Source organism: Segatella copri (assembly GCF_015074785.1).
Classification (GTDB): domain Bacteria; phylum Bacteroidota; class Bacteroidia; order Bacteroidales; family Bacteroidaceae; genus Prevotella.
In genome coordinates this window covers 2,564,312-2,585,389 of the sequence record NZ_CP042464.1, presented here as the reverse complement: position 1 = coordinate 2,585,389, position 21,078 = coordinate 2,564,312, and the positions used below count along the sequence as shown (strand labels likewise).

7 protein-coding genes are annotated in these 21,078 nt (G+C 47.3%); all 7 read left to right on the top strand.

What is annotated here, in order from left to right:
* The first annotated feature begins 233 nt into the window (after nucleotides 1-233).
* Entirely contained in the window at nucleotides 234-3,254 is a 3,021-nt protein-coding gene (locus FO447_RS10820; RefSeq protein ID WP_367397175.1) for a SusC/RagA family TonB-linked outer membrane protein, read from the top strand.
* A gap of 13 nt (nucleotides 3,255-3,267) precedes the next feature.
* Complete coding sequence (locus FO447_RS10815; RefSeq protein ID WP_118154183.1) at nucleotides 3,268-5,073, top strand: RagB/SusD family nutrient uptake outer membrane protein; 1,806 nt, start codon at nucleotides 3,268-3,270, stop codon at nucleotides 5,071-5,073.
* 185 nt (nucleotides 5,074-5,258) lie between these two features.
* Nucleotides 5,259-9,248, top strand: a complete 3,990-nt coding sequence (locus FO447_RS10810) for a malectin domain-containing carbohydrate-binding protein (protein ID WP_200756297.1) — start codon at nucleotides 5,259-5,261, stop codon at nucleotides 9,246-9,248.
* Between the two features lie 907 nt (nucleotides 9,249-10,155).
* Nucleotides 10,156-13,428, top strand: coding sequence for a glycoside hydrolase family 2 TIM barrel-domain containing protein (locus tag FO447_RS10805; RefSeq protein WP_437182708.1), 3,273 nt, complete (start codon nucleotides 10,156-10,158; stop codon nucleotides 13,426-13,428).
* A 245-nt stretch (nucleotides 13,429-13,673) separates the two neighbouring features.
* On the top strand, nucleotides 13,674-14,789 hold the full coding sequence (locus FO447_RS10800) for an AAA family ATPase (protein ID WP_200756295.1): 1,116 nt from the start codon (nucleotides 13,674-13,676) through the stop codon (nucleotides 14,787-14,789).
* A gap of 149 nt (nucleotides 14,790-14,938) precedes the next feature.
* Complete coding sequence (locus FO447_RS10795; RefSeq protein ID WP_200756293.1) at nucleotides 14,939-17,782, top strand: glycoside hydrolase family 2 protein; 2,844 nt, start codon at nucleotides 14,939-14,941, stop codon at nucleotides 17,780-17,782.
* A 58-nt stretch (nucleotides 17,783-17,840) separates the two neighbouring features.
* Nucleotides 17,841-21,071 (top strand): glycosyl hydrolase, encoded by a 3,231-nt coding sequence (locus FO447_RS10790; RefSeq protein WP_234698987.1) that lies wholly within the window; start codon nucleotides 17,841-17,843, stop codon nucleotides 21,069-21,071.
* The last annotated feature ends 7 nt before the right edge of the window (nucleotides 21,072-21,078 follow it).

Below are 21,078 nucleotides of genomic sequence, written 5' to 3'. Positions count from 1 at the left end.
GAAGGTGATTACAATATTTGGATTCTTTTCGTCTTTATGATAATCTTATTTGTTTGTAGTATACTAACATCACGACACAGATGATTGGGAACAGACTATTTATGAAGTTAGATTAAAATATAAAAACAAACCTAAAAGAATCAATTATGAAGAAATTGAAAAATCCTGACGCTATCTCAGGAATTACCTCTAAGGTAATGTTGGTTTCGACTATCCTGTTGACTCCAACAACTATGATGGCAAGTAAAATTCAAGGAGGAATTCAAACACCTCTTTCTGTAGTGCAGCAGTCAAACTCCATCAATGGTACTATTGTTGATGAGCTTGGCGAGCCGATGATTGGTGTAACCATCAAAAAGAAAGGTAGTGGTGTCGGTGCCATTACTGACCTGGATGGCAAGTTTTCTGTAAATGTACCTGTTGGTACAGTCTTGGAAATCAGTTACACAGGTTATAAAACTTTTACTATTTCTGCCAAGCAAAATATGGGAATCAAGATGGAGCCTGATGCTATAGGTCTTGAGGAGTTGGTTGTTGTAGGTTACGGTACACAGAAAAAACGTGACTTGACAGGTTCTGTAGTATCCGTAAAGAATGAAGATGTTGTAGCGGCTCCTACTTCCAACGTAATGGAGGCTTTGCAAGGTAAAATCGCAGGTCTTGATATTACAAAATCCAGTGGTCAGGTTGGTGGCGGAGTAAATATTTTGCTTCGCGGTTCTCGTTCTATCTATGGCGATAACAGTCCTTTGTTTATTATCGACGGACTGCCTGGAAGCTATGATGACATAAGCCCTAACGATATAGAGAGCATCGATGTATTGAAGGATGCTTCATCTACCGCTATCTATGGTTCAGCAGGTGCCAATGGTGTCATCATTATAACAACCAAGCGTGGAGCGAAGAGTTCTAAGACAAGGGTTAATTTTGACGCTTACTATGGTTGGAGTGGTTCTCCTGAGTACAAGAGTGGCATGACTGGTGATGAATGGGTTAATTATTATACAGAGGCGTATAAATATAAAAATGGCGTAGCTCCAGCGAGCGTTTCAGACCTCTTCGGTGGTAACCAGGATTATGTAGATGCTTATAATGCAGGAAAATGGATAGACTGGGTAGATCAGGCTATGGATAATAAAGCTACTACTCAAAAATATTCACTTTCCATCCAGGGTGGAACTGACAAGACAAATGTTTACGCTTCATTGGTGTATAACCGTGACCAGGGATTACTGTCTAATGAGAAACTCAACAAATATTCTGTACGTTTGAACATCGATCAAAAGGTATTTGACTGGTTTAAGGCTGGTGTGTCGACCAATCTCAACTATAGCATCCGTAACCGCGGCGACAACAAGACATTCACAGGAGCATTGAGGGCTTTTCCTCTTGGTGATGTCTTTGATGAATTTGGTGAGTATAACTCTGAGTATATCAATAACCAATACTCTCCTATGGGCGATTATATCAAGAATCAGTATGACAATAATAACCGTTATACTTATATCAATGCAATTGGTTATGCAGAGATTACTCCTTTCAAGGGTTTGTCTTACCGTACTCAACTTAACGGTTCGTTAGGTCATGGCCGCCAAGGTACTTATTGGGGCAATTTGTGTCATGCCAACAGACCTACATATGCAGGTTCGCCACACGCACAGATACAGAACTCAGACAGTTATAGTTATACATGGGAGAATATTCTTTCATACAACTTCAGCATTGCTAATGACCATAACATTGGTGTTACAGGCGTTACTTCTTGGCAGAAGAATTCTAATGAATATACCAATGCAGATGGTAGTGGCCAGGATTTGGACATATGGAAGTATTGGCGTTTGTTGGCAGCTAATAGCCAACGTGTAGAGTCAGGACTGACAACCACCCAAAAAATGTCATACGCCTTGCGATTTAATTATTCCTATAAAGGTAAGTACCTCTTCACTTTCTCAAATCGCTGGGACGGTGTGTCATTCTTCTCTCCAGGCAAGAAATGGGATTCATTCCCTGCAGGAGCATTAGCTTGGCGCGTGTCAGATGAAAGTTTCATGAAAAGCTCAGAAAAGTGGCTTGACAACTTGAAACTCAGAGTGGGTGCAGGTATTACAGGTAATTCAGGTGGCGTAGGTGCTTATTCAACACAAACAAATGCCTATAAATACACTTCTGCCGGCATCACTATAAATGGCAACATAGTGCCGTTCACTCAATATACCGGTACCTATGGTAGTCCTTCTTTGGGATGGGAAAAATCTTATAATTGGAACTTCGGTATAGATATGGCTGTACTCAAAGGACGTCTTGATGGCAGTTTGGATTTCTTCACCACTAAAACACGTGGTTTGCTCTTCAAGCGTACTATGCCTATAACAAGTGGCAGCACAGGTTGGGGCTCTCCTTTGGCTAGCTGGGAAAATATTGCCAAGACTAGCAACAAGGGTGTGGAGTTCACCATCAACAGCCGTAATATCGTTACCAAGGACTTTAAATGGAATACCACATTGACAGGAACTTGGAGCAATGAAAAGATCGAGAGCTTACCTAATGGTGACTTGATTTCAGAGAATCTTTTCGTGGGTAAACCTATTCATGCTATATACGATTACAAGTATGCTGGTATCTGGGGTACTGATGCTTCACAGGAAGAACTTGATAAGTATGGCGTGAAACCTGGATGGGTAAAGGTTGAGACGATTGAGAAATTTGACGAAAATGGCAATGGTGACGGAGGTGTGCATAAGTACAGCCAGGATGACCGTCAGGTATTGGGACATGAGAATCCTAACTGGATTATTGGTCTTAACAATACTTTCGTCTATAAGGACTTCGACTTGACTATCTATGCAATGGGACGCTTCGGTCAGACTATCTATAGCAAAATGCTCGGTTCATATACAGCAAAGTCTGGAATTGGTACAAATCAAATTTCAGGTATAGACTATTGGACAGAAGAAAACCAAGGTGCTTATTATCCACGCCCTGGTAGTGGTGATGACCAAACGATTGGCAATACAGCCATCAATGTATATGATGGTTCTTTCATCAAGATAAAGAACATCACATTGGGTTATACACTTCCAAAGAGCATCTCTAAGCATGCACTTATGGAGAAGTGCCGTTTCTATTTTACTGCCTATAATCCTTGGATTTTTGCTATGGACAGTAAGTTGAAAGGTACAGATCCTGAAATGGGTGGCTCGGATACTTTCCCAACTTATAAGCAGTTTGTTTTTGGTATAAATATCACATTCTAAACAATTAAGAAAAATGAAAAAGATGAATTTTAAGAATATATTGTTCTCTGCAGCCCTCGCTGCTGGTGCGATGTCTTTAGCTTCGTGCTCTTTGGAAGAAGAAAACCCTGGTGGTTTTACCATGGAGAACATGGCAGCGAACTCGGTTGAGTCATACCAGACTTTGCTTAATCAGTGCTATTTTGGTATGGAACGTTTCTTGTATGGTACGGATGGTTTCATGGAATTGACAGAAGGTGATACAGACCTCTGGACTTACCAAGGAAACCAGAATACTTCCTATACTCAGTATTTTTGGTTCTTCGCAGGTGCAGCACCTAACACCACCTATACAAATGGTATCTGGAACTCTCTCTATGATGGTATTGGCAGTTGCAATATGGCTATCAGTTTGGCAAATAAAGCCCCTTTTAAAACTGAGGCTGAAAGAAATGTCAAAGTTGCAGAAGCTAGATTCTTGCGTGCTATCTATTATTTCAATGCTGTAGAGCAGTTTGGTGGGGTTACCATGATTACAGAACCGGCTAGCTCTATGAATTTTGCTCCTACCCGTACAGAACCTCTAACGATTTATAAGGAAATTATCATTCCTGACTTGGAGTTTGCTGTGGAATGGCTGGATAAAGGCAATGACGCAACTACTACACAGCCTACCAAAAAAGCTGCACTTGGAATGTTGGCAAAAGTTTGTCTGCAGACCAAAGAGTATGCTACGGATGAGTATATACCTGAGGCGCTTGATGCAGCTAAAAAGCTGATAACTGACTGTGAGTCGGGTGGCTCTACATATGGTGCTTACATGTATCCTACGTATGAGGAGGTTTTTGCTGAGAAAAATAATAAAGAAAATAAGGAGGCTCTATGGAAGCATCGCTGGTATGCTGGCAGCGATGGACATGGTTCTAGTAATGGTAACTTCAAATTGAATCGTAACGATGAGAAGTTCCTCTGTAATATCAATAAGTTTGGTGCTCGTGAAGACAATCAGACTAGCCGTCTAACATGGGAAGGCAGTCAGGCAGGTATCTTCATGCCAACTCAGTATTTGCTCAATCTATATGTACAGCAGGATGGAACACTAGACCCACGTTTCCACAAGTCTTTCACTACTCAGTGGAACGCAAATAGGAATTATGAGTGGGACGAAAGTTCAAAGAACAACTTTGGTAAGGAAGATGCCATTGTTGGCAAGAAGCTCAATACAGGCGACTTGGCCATCAAAATCGTGATGCCTCAGGATGCAGATTATGCAGCGGAAGTAAGTAAGAAAGTTACAGCCAACTACTTAATAGTAGATTATAAGGATGTATATGATGATGCAAATAAGAATGTGATAACCGAGCGTGGCGCAGGTGAAAACATGTTCCGCTACTTCTATCCATCTCTTAACAAGCATAATAGCAGCAACTATTATGTTGCTAATGCCAGCAAAAAACGTAATGGAAATTTGAATGCTACATTCATTATACGCATGGCTGAGATTTACCTCATTGCAGCAGAGGCTGATATCTATCTAAATGGCGGGGCTAACGCTATGGGCTATATTAATAAGGTTCGCCAACGTGCAGGGGCTACCCCTCTCACTGGTTCTGCTTCTGTTCGTACAGTATTGGATGAACGTGGTCGTGAGTTATGTGGTGAATACTGCCGCTTCTATGATTTGAAGCGCACAGGAATGTTCAAGGACAATTCATATCTACAGGCTACACATCCAGACTTGGCTAGGTATTTCAAACCAGAGTATGCTCTTCGTCCAATTTCAACAACCTTTACAAATGGTATTAATAATGGCGCTGAATACCAGAATCCTGGTTATTAATTTTTTTTAGATTTAACTAATATATACTCGAGTAGGAGGTGAATGCTAATAATAGGTGTTTATCTCCTACTTTTTATGGTTAATAATTCTAAATAGCATAAACTTTATGTAATTAGTTACAAAAACTATCTCCAAACGTCTTTGTATTTGTAAGATTTAAAATTAATATGTACTAAAATAAAAATATGAAGATCGAAAGAAAAAGACTTGTACTCTTATCTCTTCTTGTCTTTGGCAGCATCACCGCTTTTGCACAGAAAATCAGCCAGAACGTGATGCAGAAGATATACGACGAGGTAAAGACACCTTATAAATATGGTATGGTGGTTGCCCCAAAGGACAACTACCACCAGATAGACTGTCCGATGGTGTACAGGGAGGGCGGCAAGTGGTATATGACCTATGTGGTATACAACGGCAAGGACGGAACGGATGGCAGAGGGTATGAAACATGGCTCGCTACCAGCGACGACCTGCTGCAATGGAAAACCCTGGGACGCCTGCTCTGCTATGCCGACAAGGGATGGGATATGAACCAGCGTGCAGGATACCCGGCGCTGATAGACTGGACCTGGAACGGATCTTATGAGATGGCAAAATACAAAGGACGCCACTGGATGAGCTATTTCGGTGGAGAAGGTACGGGCTATGAGGCCATCCGCAAGCCGCTCAATATGGGTATGGCTTCTACAAAAGGCGATATCACCCAGGCACATCCTTGGGAAACATCCTCTTCGCCAGTTCTCTCCATCAACGACAAGAGTGCACAGTGGTGGGAGAAACTCACCCATTATAAAAGCACCGTCTACTGGGATAAGAGCAAGACGTTGGGCAAACCTTTCGTGATGTTCTATAATGCCGGTGGCATCAACCCTGCCAACCAGCTGAAGGCAGAGCGTATCGGTATCGCCCTCTCCAGCAACATGACTTCCTGGCGCCGTCTGCCTCTCCGCACAGCCAAGCGGAAGACTGGCAATCCGGTGTTCTTCCATGAGGCTCCGGGCATCATTACGGGAGATGCACAGATCGTGAAGTTCCCGCATTATTATGTCATGTTCTATTTCTCTGCCTATAATCCGGAGAGAAAATACAACGCCTACAATACATTTGCCGTAAGCCGGGACCTGGTGAACTGGCAGGACTGGGATGGAGCCGACCTGGTTTATCCTTCCAAACCTTATGATGATATGTTCGCCCATAAGAGTTATGTGCTGAAGCAGCAGGGCGTGGTATACCATTTCTATTGTGCCGTGAACCATGCCAGACAGCGAGGCATCGCCGTGGCTACGAGTGTGCCGATGGGACGTTCGCAGGTTTCTTTCCCGACACCTGAAAAGAAGGGAAAACGACAGATCGTGAGTCTGAATCAGGATTGGCAGGTAACCTTCGGCAAGACTTCGGAAGACAGCATCACGAAGAAGATGGGAACCTTCCGGGTGAATGTGCCTAGTAATCTGGACGATTATTACGGTTACCGCCAGCTGAAGCACGGCAACCTGCATGGTACCGCCACCTACGAGAAACATTTCTCCGTTCATAAACAGACCGGAAAACGCTACTTTCTGCAGTTGGAAGGTGTGGGAACCTTTGCTACGGTCAAGATAAACCGCAAGAGTTATCCGAAGGAACTGGTAGGCAGAACCAGCTTTACGCTCGATATCTCGGATGCACTCCGTGAGGGTGATAATACATTGAATGTCAAGGTAGAACATCCTGCCATGCAGACCAATAACCCTTGGCCTTGCGGCGGCTGTTCATCAGAATGGGGATTCTCGGAAGGCAGTCAGCCTTTCGGCATCTTCCGTCCGGTATCGCTCATCGAAACCGATGAGGTGCGGGTGGAGCCTTTCGGAGTACACGTTTGGAACAACGAGGCATGCGACAGCGTCTTTGTGGATACCGAAGTGAAGAACTATTCCGACCATGAGCAGACCATCGAGGTAATCAGCAAACTGGCGCTGAGCAGCGGCAAGACCTCTTTCCGCCAGACTGGAAAGATTACCCTGAAGGCAGGCGAGACCCAGGTGGTCCGTCATCAGGCAAAGGTCAGCGATGCCCATCTGTGGAGTATCACGGATCCTTATCTCTATACCCTTTCCAGCATCATCAAGCGAGAGGGCAAGACCATCGATGATGTGACTACACCTTTCGGCATCCGCACCATCTCCTGGCCGGTACTCCGACAGAAGCAGGCTGCGCTCCGTGGCGATTCAGCCCAGATGGATAAGAAAGACGGCAGATTCTATCTCAATGGCAGTCCGGTTTTCATCAACGGAACCTGCGATTACGAGCATCTCTTCGGTCAGAGTCATGCCTTCTCTCACGAGCAGATTGCCTCACGTGTCAAGATGATGCGCCAGGCAGGTTTTAATGCCTTCCGTGAGGCACATCAGCCACATAATCTCTATTACCAGCAGTTGCTGGATGAGCAGGGCATACTGTTCTGGAGTCAGTTCTCGGCACATGTCTGGTATGATACATCCGCTTTCCGTAAGAACTTCAAGCGTCTGCTGCGCCGTTGGATCAAGGAGCGCCGCAATTCGCCTAGCGTCATTCTCTGGGGTATTCAGAACGAGAGTGTGATGCCGAAGGATTTCACCGAGGAATGTGCTGCCATCATCCGGGAGATGGACCCTACCGCTCAGACCATGCGTGCCATTACGACCTGTAATGGAGGAGAGGGAAGCGACTGGAATGTGATTCAGAACTGGAGCGGAACCTACGGCGGAACAGCCGATAAATATGATCAGGAATTGAAGCAGCCTAACCAGTTGCTGAATGGTGAATATGGTGCCTGGCGCACGCTCGGTTTCCGCAGTTCCGATGCAGAGAAACTGCATGCCGGTGATGCAAAGGCTCTGTCAAAAGCCTATACCGAAGATGCCTTTGTATCTCTTCTGAGCAAGAAGGCGATGCTGGCAGAGAGTGCCAGGGATAGCGTCTGCGGCCATTTCCAGTGGCTCTTCGTATCGCATGAGAACCCGGGCAGAGTACAGCCGGATGAGGCTTACCGCCGTATCGACAAGGTGGGACCGTTCAATTACAAGGGACTTCTCACGCCTTGGGAACAGCCTACAGAAGGCTTCTACTGGTATCGCAATCATTATACTAAGGTGCAGCCTGATACGCTTACGCCTACAGCTGCCGACCGCAACAGAGATCTTCTGAAACCAGCCGAGGGTTATACCTATCTGTATAGAGTGAACTGTGGCGGTGATGCCGTTACAGACAGTTATGGCAGCGAATGGGAGCAGGACGACAGTGTCTATTCTCATTCCTGGGCAGAGCGTTTCGGCATGAATCCGTTTACGGCGAGTCAGGGACATATCACCTCCCGCATTCATGGCTTGAAATCATCATCTGAAGCCTCTCATCATGCTGCGGCTCCTGATGCAAAGCTCTTCCAGTATTTCCGTTGGGGCCGTCATGCGCTGAATTATCAGTTTGCTGTTCCGGATGGAGAATATCGCGTAGAACTCTATTTTGCCGAGCCTTGGCTGGGCAAGCATGAGGGCACCGGTATCGATTGTGAAGGCGAGCGCATCTTTGATGTAGCTATCAACGATTCCGTGGTAGTAGATGACCTCGACCTTTGGGCTGAGGCTGGCTTTGCGGGAGCCTGCAAGAAGGTGGTAGATGTCAAGGTAAAGGGCGGTCTGCTGACCATTTCTTTCCCGGAAGTTAAGGTGGGAGAGGCTATCATCTCTGCCATCGCCATTGCTGCCAAGGGAGAGATAGGAGATGCTGAGAAGTGGAATACCGCCTTCAAGGGCAGCAAGCCTGCGAGCGGAATGAGCAAGACTTACTGGGCTGACCTGGATAAGGATGTGGTAGAGAAATATCCGAAGGAACTGTTGCCTCAGGACAACGAAGTGTTCCCGGCTGTGCGCTATAAGAGCAAGACCTCAACCTGGACCATCAATCCCGGTGTGGCCCGCGAATACATGTTGCGTTTCCGCTATAAGAACACCACCGGTGAGCAGCAGGTAGGCAGGTTGAAGATAGTGGACAGCAAGGGCATCGTCCTGCTGGATAGAGACATGACCTTCCCTAAAACGCCGAACAAGTTCAAGACCATCGGTACCACTACCGATTCTCAGATCAATGCCGGTACCTATCAGATAATCCTCTCCGATCTTCCGAACGTTTCGTTTGATTATCTGGAAGTGCAATAAAAGGAAATCTGCGCCATTTGCGAAATCTGCGTGACTTAAGAATCTCACGCAGATGACGCAGATGGCGCAGATTTTTTTTTCTTGCGTAATAAGTTTTTTTGAGAAAAAAGTCTCAAAGTCTCATTATTTGGTGGAAATATTGTTGTAAAGTATTGATGTATAGTGATTTGTAAAAGTGAGACTTCCTAATATCTTTACAAAAAAGTATCATGGAAGTATCATAAAACAGGGAGAAGTATCATGAAATCGAGATACGCAAGTCCGTTAGGCGTTAGGGTTCCGTTAGGCGTTCCTGCGGATCTCCCTAACACTAGTCAACTGGTTTTATAAATAAGTATAAACCGAGTCAACTCGTCTTATAAAATAAGATAAAAAGTGGTCAACCAAAATCGTTAAACCACACCTAGCGGACTTGCAAACCACAATGCCTAGACTTGCCCATGCCTTTGGGTATTTGTGCCCAACTACGTAGGGCATTGCTGCCCAAGGCTTTGGGCATGGATGCCCATCGTTTTGGTCATTCGTACCCATGTACGTGGGTACGAGTAACCACGTACGTGGACATAATTGATTCATTTCGTTCGATATTTCGCTTGTTTTGTATGCTGTTTGCCGTTTTTTTATGATACTTCTCCCTATTTTATGATACTTCGATGAGACTTCTCTGGCTATTTTCAGAAAAGTATCATTCTTATAAACACTTATATATCAGATATATAAACTAAAAATTTCCTGAAAAATGAGACTTTGAGACTTTTTTCGAGAAAAAACACTTATATGTGTGCGCGTGCGAGCGACGGTAAATCTAAAAAGTACTCATTCTCAGTTACAAAAAATGGGGTGGGGCGTCTTTATTGTATGGACAAAAACGATAAACTGGTAAACTGTTTAAAAAATAAATAATATGATGAACAAACGGAAAATCATGATCATGATGGCTGGGATGGTTTTGTCAATCCTTGCACCTCAGGCTTCAGCCGCTGCAGAGCACCATGACTGGGAAGACCAGCATGTGCTTTCCATCAACCGGGAACCGGCACGGGCTGCATTCATGCCTTATCAGGCAAAGAAGGGAGATAGCCAGATGTCGCTCAACGGAGAATGGAAGTTCAGATGGACGAAGACGCCGGAGGATAGAATCGTGGATTTCTATCGTACTGACTATAGCTGCAAGGACTGGAAATCGCTCGCGGTACCAGCCAACTGGGAGGTGAACGGATATGGTACACCTATCTATATATCAGCTGGTTATCCCTTTAAAATCAATCCTCCTTATGTGATGACTACACCCAAGAAGGACTGGACTACCTACGAGGAACGCAATCCTACCGGACAGTATAAACGTAGCTTCCAGCTGAAGGCAAACTCGCTGCTGTTCCGGCAGGACCGTCAGACCTTCCTGCGCTTCGAGGGCGTGATGAGCGCCTTCTATGTATGGGTAAACGGCGAGAAGGTGGGATATTCGCAGGGTTCGATGGAGCCGAGCGAATTTAATGTAACTCCTTATCTGAAGGCAGGCAAGAACGAGATAGCCGTGGAGGTTTACAAGTATAGCGACGGCAGTTATCTGGAAGATCAGGACTTCTGGCGCTTCGGCGGCATCCACCGTGATGTTTGGCTCTATTCCACTCCGAATGTCCGCATCCGTGATTTCGCTGTCCGTACCCTGCCGCAGCTCTCTTCCGCTATATCCTCTCCCTGTGATTTCACCCTGCAGATCAATCCGCAACTGGCGGTGGCAGCAGGCGAGAAGGGAGAAGGTTACCGGCTGATGGCGTGGCTGGAGGATGCAGAAGGTAAAGGCGTGATGCTGAAACTGCCGGGAGCTGACAGACCGGAAGCTTCTCTGCAGGCTTCTGCCGACGAAATTCTCGACCTGAATCATAAGGCAGCCCTGATGAACGAATGGTATCCGCAGCGAGGTGGAAGAAAATTCGAACGCATGGAGGGTGTGGTGGAGAAACCGCATGCCTGGACTGCTGAGACACCTTATTTATATACCCTGAAACTGGCACTTCTCGACAAGCAGGGAAGTGTGGTGGAACAGGTACAGCAGCGCATCGGATTCAGATGGGTTTCGGTAGAAAACGGACAGCTGATGGTGAACGGAAAACCTATCAAACTGCGTGGCGTGAACCGGCATGAGCATGATCCGAAACTGGCACGAGTGATGACTGAGGAGATGATGCAGCGCGATATCCGGCTGATGAAGCTGGCGAACGTGAATGCCGTCAGAACCAGTCATTATCCGAATGTTTCCCGCTGGTATGAACTGTGCGATAGTGCCGGCATCTATGTGATGGACGAGGCAGATTGCGAGACCCACGGACTCCGTGGTACGCTCACCTCTACTCCCGACTGGAATGCCGCCTTTCTGGACAGAGCCGTGAGAATGGCAGAAAGAGACAAGAACCATCCGAGCATCATCTTCTGGAGCTTGGGCAACGAGAGCGGTTTCGGTGCCAATCATGCAGCTATGGCAGGCTGGCTTCATACCTTCGACCCAACGAGACTGGTGCATTATGAAGGTGCTCAGACGCCTTATCAGCCAGCGAAGGGCCTGAGCGAGAAGGATTTTGATGAGACCGACCCAGCCTGTGTGGATGTCATGAGCCGTTTCTATCCCCGTGTAAAGGCAGAGTATCTGAATCCGGGTGTTCCCGAAGGTTCTGACAAGGAGAGAGCGGAGAATGCCCGATGGGAGCATCTGCTGGATATTGCGATGAGAAAGAACGATAATCGTCCTGTGCTTACCAGCGAATATGCCCATTGTATGGGTAATGCGCTGGGTAATTTCGAGGAATATTGGGAGGAGATATACAGTCATCCCCGTATGGCCGGCGGTTTTATCTGGGACTGGGTTGACCAGGGCATCTATGCTCCGGGAACCAACCATGTGCTCTATGGCGGTGATTTCGGTGATAAGCCTAATCTCAAAGCCTTCTGTCTGAATGGTGTGGTCTTCTCCGACCGCTCGGTATCGGCTAAGTATCAGGAGGTAAAGCATACTTATGCACCGGTGTGGATAACTCAGAAAGGGGATGAAATCTGGGTGAAGAATCATCATTCCCATCTCTCGCTGGAGGGCTTCAGCTGCCAGTATCAGGTGACGAAAAATGGTGCTCTCGTTCAGGAGGGAGAACTGAAAATGCCATCAGTACAGCCGGGTGATAGTGCAAAGTTATGCAGCTTGCGTGACTTCAAAGCGTATAAAAATACAGATTCCCGATTGAATCTCTCTGTCACTTCCCAACAGGGTGTAGAGGTAGGAAGGGAGCAGATAGCCCTCAGCGATGACTTGTATGAAGCTGGCAGGAAACTGGCTGCGGATGCCATGAAGCGATACAAGTCTTCCCGCCGTTTGGCAACTCTGTCAACTGCCGAGTTGCTGGCACGCAATTTCTCCGTGATTCCTCAGTTCTTCCGTGCGCCAACCGACAACGACAAGAGTTTCGGCAACTGGATAGCGAAGGATTGGAAGAAGACTCATCTCGACAGCACACTTTCCGCTATCCCGTTGAAGGATGGGGAGTATGTATATCATTATGGTGAGGATGGAGCATCAGATAAGGCTGGTTCTTCGGCATCGGCTAAGTCTGGCGGCAATATCCGTCTCCGTTTAGAGGTATCTCCTCAGCAGGACGGCTTTGTCGATGTGAAGGCTGCCTATAGTTTTGAGGGCAATCTGCCTGAACTTCCTCGACTGGGCCTGATGATGAAGCTGCCAAGAGTGGCTTACGATCAGTTGAAATGGTATGGCAGGGGACCTTGGGAGAATTATCCTGACCGCAAGCAGTCTTGTCCGATAGGATGGTACGAGAGTAGCGTGGAGGATCAGTTTACCCACTATCCCCGTCCGCAGGACAACGGCAACCATGAGGACTGTTCATACATCGAACTGACCAACAAGAATGGTAAGAATGCCCTGCAGGTTATCGCAGTCGGCGATACGCCTTTGAGTTTCTCAGCCTTGCCATACAGCGTGGCAGATCTCTATGCCGCCCGGCACGATTTCGAACTGAAGCAGTCTGGTAATCCTAACCTGCGCTACACCTATCTCAGTCTCGATTGTGCCGTTCTGGGCTTGGGTAACAGCAGTTGCGGACCTGGTGTATTGAAGAAATATTCCATCGACAAAACTCGCAGTTATACCCTGCATTTCAAGATGAGAATACTATGAGGCATCAGGTATTTGGGGATGCCGTTTTGAGGTAAATTAATAACTTGTCGGAAAAGGTGCGTAAAAGTTCTTTTCCGACAATTTTAGCTCTATAATCTGCGAAAGTTGATGTTTTTTGATATATTTTCGCAGCTTATCTCGAATTATTTGTTTTGCATTATGCAATTTGCATAATTTAATTTGCATAATTCGAGAAATCTTATTATCTTTGCCGCCATAACCAATGATTTAATTAGGTAAAGAGTATGGAGAATCCTTTTATTATCACAGGCAAGATTAAGCCAGAGTACTTCTGCGACAGAGAGGTGGAGGCAGAAAGAATCATCCGAAAGGTAACTTCGGGTGAAAATATTGTGTTGATGGCTGCACGGCGTGTGGGCAAAAGTAAGCTTATCGACTTTTGTCTTGACTCGCCGATGGTCAAGAATGATTTTATCGCCATTTCCATCGACATACTCCGTACTTCGAGCATCCAGGAGTTTGCCTTCGAACTAGGTAAGGCTGTTTTCGAACAGGCGACTCATCGCAGTCAGAAGATGCTCAAGATGGTGGTCAACACATTGAAATCTATCAATGGGTGTTTCGGCTATGATCCCATCTCGAACACGCCGACCTTTAACCTTTCGCTAGGTGATATCTCCAATCCGCTCTATACCCTGGATGAGATATTTGCCTGTTTGGAGCATGCCGACAAGAAATGTATCGTGGCGATAGATGAGTTCCAGCAGATTGGCTATTATCCAGAGAAGAACATGGAAGCAATATTACGCACTTATGTGCAGAAATGCAGCAATGCCAACTTCATATTCTCAGGTAGCGAGCGCCATCTCATTACGAAGATGTTCTCCGAAAAGGCGCATCCATTCTACAATAGTGCCGATATGCTGAACTTGGAGGTGATACCATACGATAAGTACTTGGAATTTGCGAAAAGTTTGTTTGCCAGGTTTGGGAAGGACGTGGAGGAAGAGGCTGTGCGTGATGTCTATGATACGTTCGGAGGAAATACGTATTATATGCAGAAGGTGTTTCATGATGCTTTCAACCAGACAGATGTAAAGGGCAAGGCTGACAAGGCGATGGCGGAAGCCATCATCCACATGATGATATTGGACAACGACCGCAAGTTTAGTGAAATCCTGTCGCGTCTCACGCTCCCTCAGAAGGAATTGCTTTATGCAATAGCCAAGGATGGCATTGCCAAGCAGATTACTTCCACGGTTTTTGTAAAACGGCATAATCTACGCTCTGCCAGCAGCGTTCAGTCTGCCATCAAGAAATTGCTGGAGTATCATCTGGTATCTACTTCCTTGGGCACGTACTATATTGATGACCAACTGATGAAGTTGTGGCTGAATTAGCTCTATAATCTGCGAAAGTTGATGTTTTTTGATATGTTTTCGCAGCTTATCGGCGTATTTCCGATTTGCTAAATAGTTACAAAATCTGTGTTTATGAGTCTTTATTGGGGAATAACAAAATGAATATAAACAAATACGGAATAAACAATATGTATCTAAAACAAACGTTTTTAATGATAGCTTTGGGGGCGATGGCGATGACTGCTGCCGCACAGGCTAGTATTGATACACAGCGCCAGTATCTCTCGGGACATGGATGTGATGATATGGTGAACTGGGACTTCTACTGCACAGGTGGTAGAAATGCCGGCAAGTGGACCAAGATTGGGGTGCCTTCCTGCTGGGAACTCCAGGGATTCGGTACCTATCAGTATGGTATGCGATTCTACGGAAAGGCTACTCCGGAAGGTATTGCTGACGAAAAAGGAAAATATAAATATGAGTTTACGCTGCCACAGGAGTGGGAGGGCAAACAGATAGAACTCGTCTTCGAAGCCGTGATGACCGATGCCAAGGTAACCATCAACGGCAGAAAGGCGGGAAACGGTTTGCATCAGGGCGGTTTCTATCGCTTTACTTACGATGTGAGCGACCGCATCTTCTTCGGAAAACATAAGAACAGACTCGAAGTGGAGGTGAGCAAGGAGAGTAGCAACAGTCAGGTGAACATGGCAGAGCGCCGTGCTGACTACTGGAACTTCGGCGGCATCTTCCGTCCTGTATTCATCGTGGCGAAACCTGCGCAGAACATCGACCGTGTGGCGATTGATGCCAAGGGGGATGGTCATTTTATGGCAGACTGCTACCTGAACCGTGCCGTCAAGGGTGCGAAGGTGAAGACCGAGATTCTGGATGAGAAAGGAAAAGTGGTGGCATCGAACGTGGCTGATGCCAGAAACAGCGATGAGGCGCATGTCGACTTCCAGGCGAAAGCCCCTAAGCAGTGGACTGCCGAGACTCCACATCTCTATACTGCCGTTTTCACACTCCAGGATGCAGCAGGCAAGACGCTCCACAGAGAACGTCAGAAGTTCGGCTTCCGCACCATCGAATACCGTGCCAGCGATGGCGTTTACATCAATGGTCAGAAAGTCATCTTCAAAGGTGTGAACCGTCACAGCTTCCGTCCGGAGACCGGTAGAACGCTGAGCAAGGCGAAGAATATAGAAGATGTGAAACTCATCAAGAGCATGAACATGAATGCCGTGAGATTGAGTCATTATCCTGCCGATCCTGAGTTTCTGGAGGCATGCGATTCGCTCGGTCTATATGTAGAATGTGAATTGAGTGGCTGGCATTGGGCACATCCTACCATCGTGGGCAAGCAGCTCGTGAAGGAGATGATTACCCGTGATGAGAACCATCCTAGCATCATCTTCTGGAGCAACGGTAACGAGGGTGGTTTCAACTACGAACTTGAACCAGACTTCGCTCTCTGGGACAAGCAGAAGCGCGTAGTACTCTATCCTTGGGCTAACCGCAACGGCTTTGAAGCCAAGCATTACCGCTCTTATGGCGAGACCCAGGAGTATATGCGACAGAAGGAAATCTTCATGCCTACCGAGTTCCTGCATGGTCTGTATGATGGCGGACACGGAGCAGGACTGAAGGATTACTGGGACATGATGATGGCAAACCCTCGCAGTGCCGGCGGATTCCTCTGGGATCTGATGGACCAGGGTGTGGTGCGTACCGACAAGAACAATTATGTAGACTGTATGGGTAACTTCGGAGCCGATGGTATCGTGGGTCCTCATGCCGAGAAGGAAGGCTCTTACTATACGATTAAAGAGGTATGGTGCCCGGTACAGTTGACTTGGAATGATGTGGAAAAAGGTGAACTCACCTTATCTAATCAGTATAACTTCGTGAATCTGAAGGATTTCCGTTTCTCTTATCGTCTGTTGCAGATGCCAGCGATGGGCAGCACTCAGGTCAAGGTATTGAAGCAGGGCAATCTCTCTTCTCCGGATGTAGCTCCGGGCAAGGAAGCCCAGGTGAAGATACCGATGATGGCGAATGCTGATGCGGTAGAAATCAAGGCTGTGAACCATGAAGGTGAGGAAATCATGACATGGAGCAGGGGAGTGAAGAGTGAAGAACGAAGAGTGAAAAATTCCAGTGCTCCAAGTACTTCAAGTGCTTCATCTGCTGCTTATGCTGACCAGGTTGATGCTGTTGAAGTGAAGGCGGGTGGCAGAACTTATCGCTTTGCCAAGAAAGATGGCAGACTGATGGGTGTTGAGGTTGGCAGTAAGGCAATCTCGCTGAGCAACGGACCTCGGTTCATGGCTGCCAGAAGAAGCGACCGCAGTCTGGACCAGTTCTATAATCACGACGATAAAGAGGCTGAGAAGAAAAAGACACTCTATACCGAGTTTGTTGACCAGGGCGCTTTTGCCGGTTTCGAATGGAAGGAAGCGGAGGCAAAGCTGGTGGCTACATATCAGCATGGCTTACTCGATGAGGTAGACTGGCAGTTCCTTTCTGACGGTTCGGTGGCTGTAACCTGTCATTACAATTTCGGTGGCGTAGTAGATATGATGGGCATGGCTTTCGACTATCCGGAAAGCAAGGTTCGCAGCAAGGCTTGGGTGGGCAATGGTCCTTACCGGGTTTGGCAGAACCGCGAACAGGGTCCGCAATACGGCTATTGGCAGAACGACTATAATGACCCGATTCCAGCCGAAAGCTGGGATTATCCAGAGTTTAAAGGCTACTTTGCCAACGTGAAGTGGATGCAGTTCAAGACCGATGAAGGAAAGATCGGCTTCTCTGGTCTGACTGCCGATGAGCACATGGGTGTTTATACCCCTCGTGATGGTCGTGATGGTCTGCTCTATACCTTGCCACAAACCGGTCTGGCAGTCTTCAAGGTGATACCTTCAGTAAGAAACAAGGTGAATACCACCGACCTCAACGGACCTTCTGCCCAGCCAAAATGGCTGAACGGCAAGGGCAAGGCTGTGTTTACTTTGAACTTTGAGCTTTGAACTGTTAACTTTGAACTGTTAACTTTAAACTGTTAACTTTAAGCTGTTATGAACTGTTATGAATAAGAAAAAACGATATACGGTGATGGCATTGTCGGCGCTTCTGGTAGCGTCGACAATGGCTCATAATGACGAGGCTAAGCCCTGGACCTTCTGGTACTGGATGTATGGCGCCGTCTCCAAGGCTGGTATTCATGCCGATCTGGTCGGTATGAAGAATGTTGGTTTGGGCGGTACCTATCTGATGCCGATCCGTGGTGTCAGCGAACGTCCGGAGTATCAGGGCGAGGCGGCACAGTTGTCACCTAAGTTTTGGGAGATGGTGGATTACTCTTTCCAGCAAGCCGACTCCCTGGGGCTTGACATGGGCATTCATATCTGCGATGGTTTCGCCCTGGCTGGCAATCCGTCTATCCTTCCTGCCGAATCGATGCAGAAGGTGGTATGGACCGATACCATTGTGGGTGGCGGCAAGAAGATAGAAGGCATGCAGATGTGGCAACCCGAAAGTTATAAGGACGGGAAGTTGCAGCCTGCCGGAAGCGAGGGTGGATATTATCAGGATATCGCTGCCTTTGCCATCCGATGCAAGGAGAAACCCCAACTCTTCAAACCGGAGAAGATAGAATATACCGAGGCTGTTTCTACCGCCAAGGGCTATTATCTGGCAGCGAAACCTGCCTCTATCACCTATTCGTTTCATAAACCCGTCACGGTGCGCAGTATGCGGGTGGTGCCTAACGGCAACAACATCCAGTCGCAGCGCCTCCTGGTGCAGGCTTCTGATGACGGCATCAACTTCAGAGATATCAAGCAGTTGGTGCCTCCCCGTCAGGGTTGGCAGAACACGATGTGTGATTATACCTTCAGTTTGCCGACTACCACCGCCCGCTATTTCCGATTCTCATGGACTCCGGAAGGTACAGAGCCGGGAGCAGAAGACCTGGATGCAGCCAAATGGAAACCGCTGCTGAAACTGGAGAATATCCTTTTGAGCAACCAGCCGATGATTAACCAGTATGAGGGAAAATCGGGTGCCGTATGGCGTATCGAAACCGATGCGGCAGCTAAGAGCGAGACCGTGGCGATGGCAGATGTGCTGCCTTTGAAACTGGAAAATGGAATGGTGATGGGGGGCATGGTGAACGGCAACCTGATGAATAAATTGCCTAAGGGCACCTGGCGCCTGTTGCGAATGGGACATACCTCAACAGGACAGACCAATGCGACAGCCGGAACCGGTAAGGGACTCGAAGTGGATAAGTTCTCACCGGCAGCCGTCAGGAAACTTTTCAATTCCTGGTATGCATTGTTCCTGAACCGTCCGCACAGCGATGTGGTGAAGTATCTGCACATCGACTCCTGGGAGTGTGGCAGTCAGAACTGGGGCTATCAGTTTGCCGAGGAGTTCAAGGCACGCCGCGGTTACGATCTCATCCCATACCTCCCGATTATGGCAGGTGTTCCGATGGAGTCGGCTTCCAGATACGAACAGGTACTGAAGGATATCCGTCTCACCATCAATGACCTGGTAAACGAGAAGTTCTTCAAGACCTTTACTGATCTGGCTCATGAACAGGATATAGAAGTATCTCATGAGAGTATTGCACCAACCTTCCCTGCCGATGGTCTGCAGCATTATCAGTATGCCGACAATCCAATGGGAGAATACTGGCTCAATTCGCCTACTCACGATAAACCCAACGACATGCTCGATGCCGTGAGCGGTGCACATATTTATAATAAGAACATCGTTCAGGCAGAGGGATTCACCGAGGTTCGTGGTGTATGGAATGAGACGCCAGCCATGCTCAAGTCGATGCTCGATCGCAATCTGGCGCTTGGCATGAACAAACTCTTCTTCCATGTAACTGCCCATAATCCTTGGATGGACCGCAAGCCTGGTATGACGCTTGATGGCATCGGTCTCTTCTTCCAGCGCGACAATACCTGGTATCCTGAGGCACGTGGTTTTGTGGATTACATCACCCTGTGTCAGAATTATCTGCAGCAGGGCAGACCGGTGGTAGACATCGCCGTGTTTACAGGCGAAGAGATTCCGAGCCGTTCGCTTACTCCGGATAAACTCGTTCCGATGCTTCCGGGTGTGTTTGGCGCAGAACGGGTGGCTAGTGAACAGAAACGTATGGCTAATGTGGGCATTCCGATGGAAGAATCGCCTGTGGGAGTAACTCATTCGGCGAATATTCTCGATCTGAAAGACTGGTGCAATGCCCTGCATGGCTACAAATATGATTCGATGAACAAGGATGCCTTGCTGAAATGGAATTTCGAATACAGTCCGAAGGGCAAGTTGCCAGGAAACCAGGACTACCGCATCCTGGTGGTTCCGCAGCCGGCAAATACCCTGTCTGCCGAGGTAAAGGCGAAGATAGAGGAGTTGCGCGAGGAAGGCATCATTATCATCGACAAGCCTTATCAGGCAAAGGACTTCTCTCAGTATGGCATCGAACCGGATGTCGTTCTGCCCGAGAATATGGATTATGCTCACCGCTGTGTGTTGGAGGCAACAGGCAGAAAGGACATCTATTTCCTGACCAACCAGGAGGATAAGGAACGCCAGATTACGGCAACCTTCCGTACCAGGACTTCCAAAATCCGCCAGGTTGTGAAATTGAGTCTGCCAGCTTATGGTTCCGCTTTCGTTATTCTCTCGAACAAGGAAGACATGCAGATTATCAGTCAGATAGGTCATAAACTGGTTGAAGAAGAAGGTGCAGGTTTTACAGAAAACTATCCTTCTGTGCTGGCTGTAGCCGATAAGTGGAAGGTTCATTTCGATGATATCCGCAAAGATACCACCGTATCGCTTCCTTTCGACTGGTCGAAGTCGGCAGATGAGAAGGTGAAGTACTACAGCGGTCACGTTACCTTTACTTCTTCTTTTGAATGGGACGATTCCATTCCTGTTTCTGCAGAAGAGAAAATGGAAGTTCCAGCCGAGAAAACGAAGGCGGCTCCTTCTACTGACGGATTCATCAAAATCCAGTTGGGCAAGATAGGTGATGTGGCACGTGTGCTGGTCAACGGCAAGCAATATGGTTATGCCTGGACAGCTCCTTACGAGGTGTATGTTCCGAAGCGCGACCTGAAGAATGGCAGCAACGAAATACAGATTGTTGTAGCCAATACCTGGCACAATGCGCTGCAGGGTGCTGGCGAGGGAAAGGCTCCGTTTAAGGGAATCTGGACCAATGCCAAATATCGCACCAAGAGCAAGGCGCTTCTGCCTGCCGGTCTCTTCCAGCCTGTAGTTATCAGATATTGAAATCAAT

Excerpts from the sequence above, each read along its gene's own strand:
- FO447_RS10820 (WP_367397175.1), top strand. The coding sequence starts at position 234 with ATGATGGCAAGTAAAATTCAAGGAGGAATTCAAACACCTCTTTCTGTA.
- FO447_RS10815 (WP_118154183.1), top strand. The coding sequence starts at position 3,268 with ATGAAAAAGATGAATTTTAAGAATATATTGTTCTCTGCAGCCCTCGCT.
- FO447_RS10810 (WP_200756297.1), top strand. The coding sequence starts at position 5,259 with ATGAAGATCGAAAGAAAAAGACTTGTACTCTTATCTCTTCTTGTCTTT.
- FO447_RS10805 (WP_437182708.1), top strand. The coding sequence starts at position 10,156 with ATGAACAAACGGAAAATCATGATCATGATGGCTGGGATGGTTTTGTCA.
- FO447_RS10800 (WP_200756295.1), top strand. The coding sequence starts at position 13,674 with ATGGAGAATCCTTTTATTATCACAGGCAAGATTAAGCCAGAGTACTTC.
- FO447_RS10795 (WP_200756293.1), top strand. The coding sequence starts at position 14,939 with ATGTATCTAAAACAAACGTTTTTAATGATAGCTTTGGGGGCGATGGCG.
- FO447_RS10790 (WP_234698987.1), top strand. The coding sequence starts at position 17,841 with ATGAATAAGAAAAAACGATATACGGTGATGGCATTGTCGGCGCTTCTG.